At 37.2% G+C, this 3,293-nt stretch carries 3 protein-coding genes; all 3 read right to left on the bottom strand.

Annotation, left to right across the window (positions count from 1 at the left end):
* On the bottom strand, window positions 1-1,024 hold a 1,024-nt coding region (gene mnmA, locus QZ055_RS08785; RefSeq protein ID WP_295826289.1), incomplete at its 3' end, for a tRNA 2-thiouridine(34) synthase MnmA.
* A gap of 199 nt (window positions 1,025-1,223) precedes the next feature.
* Entirely contained in the window at window positions 1,224-2,462 is a 1,239-nt protein-coding gene (locus QZ055_RS08780) for a methionine gamma-lyase family protein (RefSeq protein WP_105094343.1), read from the bottom strand.
* A partial coding sequence (gene miaA, locus QZ055_RS08775) for a tRNA (adenosine(37)-N6)-dimethylallyltransferase MiaA (protein WP_295826281.1) occupies window positions 2,459-3,293 on the bottom strand: 835 nt, incomplete at its 5' end. The genes QZ055_RS08780 and miaA, both read right to left, overlap by 4 nt.

Raw genomic sequence — 3,293 nt, 5'->3', positions numbered from 1 at the left:
GAGTGCCATTATAAAAGGCTACGGACTGACCTGGTGTAATAGCCCGTTGTGGTTCTTCGAAGATAACTTCCATCGTATCATCATCTAAGATACGTGCAGTACAAGGTGAAGGGTTCGCAGCATAGCGAATTTTACCTTCTGCTTTTAATTCTTTATGAATTGTATCATCTAAGAAGTTATAGAACTTACAAATCATACGATTCGTAAAAAGTCGATCATTAGGACCTACAATGACTTCATTGCGTTCACCATTAAAACCAATTACATATAATGGATGCTTATATGCAATTCCAAGGCCCTTACGTTGGCCAATAGTGTAATTAAATAAGCCATTATGCTTACCTAATACCTCACCATCTTCAGTAACGATATTACCAGACTTTGGTTTATCCTTCATTTCTTCTACTACGAGTTTTTGGTAGTTACCGTGAGGCAAGAAACAAATATCTACACTATCTGGTTTTTTAGCTACTGGTAAATCGTATTCAGCAGCTAATTTACGTGTTTCAGTCTTACATTGACCACCTAGTGGGAACATGAGGTGACTCAAAATGCGTTGGTTCATATTGTACATAACATAACTTTGGTCTTTTGTAGGATCAACACCTTTATGTAACTCATATAAACCTGTTTGTTCATTATAATTAACCTGTGCATAATGGCCTGTAACCATATGTGTGGCACCAAGTTCAAGAGCACGGTTGAGCATCAAATCAAACTTGATATTTTTGTTACAAAATACACAAGGATTTGGTGTACGACCATAGGCATATTCTTTTACAAAGTAATCTACTACATTATCGTAGAATACATCGCGAGCATCAATAACATGATGCTCAATACCAAGAAAATCACACATCTTCTTAGCATCTGTTACAGCGAGAGGCACTGAATCATAAGGTGTACCACTCACCCACAGCCATAGGGTAATACCAAATACTTTATAGCCTTGTTTTAGTAGCATTGCAGCAGTTAAAGAACTGTCTACGCCGCCACTCATAGCTACAGCGATAACTTTTTCCATACTTTCTCCTTTTAATGATCTCTTGATCATAAAACTAATCAGGGTGAAAGCCTGACGTGTAAAACACTAGTTCGGTGTAAAAGTCCGAGTAGTATTGCTATGAAATTATAGCAACTTATATTATAGCCTAGAATTAGGTATATTGAAAAGATTTGAAATAAAAAGAATCCCTTTCATCAAAAGAAAGAGATTCTAATTATTATCTATGTTTTAATAATTCTTCTGCAGCACCTAAAATACCTAGCATAGAATGTTCAAATACAAGTCCACCTTGCATGAAAATCGTATACGGAGGACGAACAGGACCATCTGCACTTAGTTCAATAGAAGAGCCTTGTACAAAGGTACCACCGGCCATGATGATTTTATCTTCGTACCCAGGCATATCACCAGGAATTGGATGTACGTGAGCATCTACAGGGGAATATGCTTGCATACCTACACAGAAGTGCTCCATTTCTTCTCCATTTTTTAAATTGATAGCTTGGATTAAATCATAGCGATCAGCATTTACCTTAGGGAAGACATCATATCCTAATAATTCACCTACTGCAGCTGTATATACAGCCCCTTTAAGAGCTTGTAATACTACATGAGGAGCCATAAACAACCCTTGGAAGAATAAACGATAACCAGGCGCATAAGAGCCCATATGATCACCAAGTCCAGGAGCAGTGAGTTGGTACGCTGCATCTTCAACTAAGTCTTCACGACCTACGATATAGCCACCTGTTGGTGCTAAACCGCCCCCAGCATTCTTAATGAGAGAACCAGCCATAATATCTGCGCCTGCTTCTAAAGGTTCTTGAAGCTCTGTGAACTCACCATAACAATTATCTACGAAACAAATGGTATTAGGATTTTTAGCTTTTACAGCATCTACAATGATCTTAATATCAGCAATGGATAATGGTTCACGTGTGCTATAACCACGAGAACGTTGAATGACCACTACCCGCGTATTATCATTAACGGCGTTAGCAATAGCTTCAACATCATAGGTATTATCTTTCAATGGTACCTCAGTATAAGTAAAGCCTTTTTCTACTAAAGAACCACGTACTTCACGAGCAGCACCAATTACGGATTGCATCGTATCGTAAGGAGCCCCTACTGCATAGATAAACTCCGTACCTTTAGACCCATTTCCCATCAAAGAAATTAATGTAGTTGCTAACGCATGTGTACCAGATACGAAGTGAGGTCGAACGATAGCCTTTTCACCTTTAAATACATAGGCAAATACTTCGTCTAATTTTTCACGCCCTACATCGTTATAACCATAACCAGTTGTACCAGTAAAATGATAATCAGATACTTGGCATTCTTTAAAGGCTTCTAACACCTTTTTAGTATTGGCCAATGCAATAGGTTCAAACTTTTTAAATTCTGGTTCAGCCATCTCAAGGGCTTTACTGCGTATTTCTTCTAATGTCATGCTAGTCCTTCTCTACGGATTAAATCCATAGCTTTATTAAATATAAAATCTTTAGATGTATTGCTATCAATATGAATCCATTCAATATATGGCATTCGTTTATACCAAGTGATTTGGCGTTTTGCAAAATGACGCGTGTTCTTCTTAATTAAATCGCGGCATTCATCGAGGCTAATACTGCCATTCATATATTCTACAACCTCTTTATAACCAATCCCCTTAAACGCTTGGCAATCTGGATTTACTCCAGACTTAATGAGTTGTTCTACTTCTTCAATCAAACCTGCATCAAACATCATATCAACGCGTAAATTAATGCGCTCATATAACTGATCACGATCTCTCATAAGACCGATAACAGGCCCTTTATAAGATACACCATCTTTGGTCTGATTACGTAACGAATCTACATCACCATGATGCAATATTTCAATAGCTCGATACAAACGATGCTTATCACTATATTGAATTTCTATATTATGTTCTTTTCCTAAGGTGAAAGCATATTCTCGTAAACCATCAATACCTTTAGCATTAAATAGCTCATCTAGTTCTAATCGTAAACTTTCATCAGGCTTAACGTCGTTAAAGTTATAGTTCTCTAATAACGATTGAACATATAACCCGGTACCACCAGACAGAATAGGTAGAATATTCCTGTCATTTAGTCTACCAATTATCTCTTTAGCTTGATTTTGGAAAATAGATACTGAATATGAATCATTTGGTTCTAATATATCGATAAGATGATGTTTCACACGCTTAAGTTCATCCGCCGATGGTTTAGCGGTACCAATATTGAGTTGTTTATATACTTGGTAAGCATCACCA

This window comes from uncultured Veillonella sp. (assembly GCF_905209685.1).
GTDB lineage: Bacteria > Bacillota > Negativicutes > Veillonellales > Veillonellaceae > Veillonella.
The sequence above is the reverse complement of the archived record's forward strand: the minus strand, read 5'-3'. Positions and strand labels throughout refer to the sequence as shown.

Excerpts from the sequence above, each read along its gene's own strand:
- QZ055_RS08780 (WP_105094343.1), bottom strand. The coding sequence starts at position 2,462 with ATGACATTAGAAGAAATACGCAGTAAAGCCCTTGAGATGGCTGAACCA.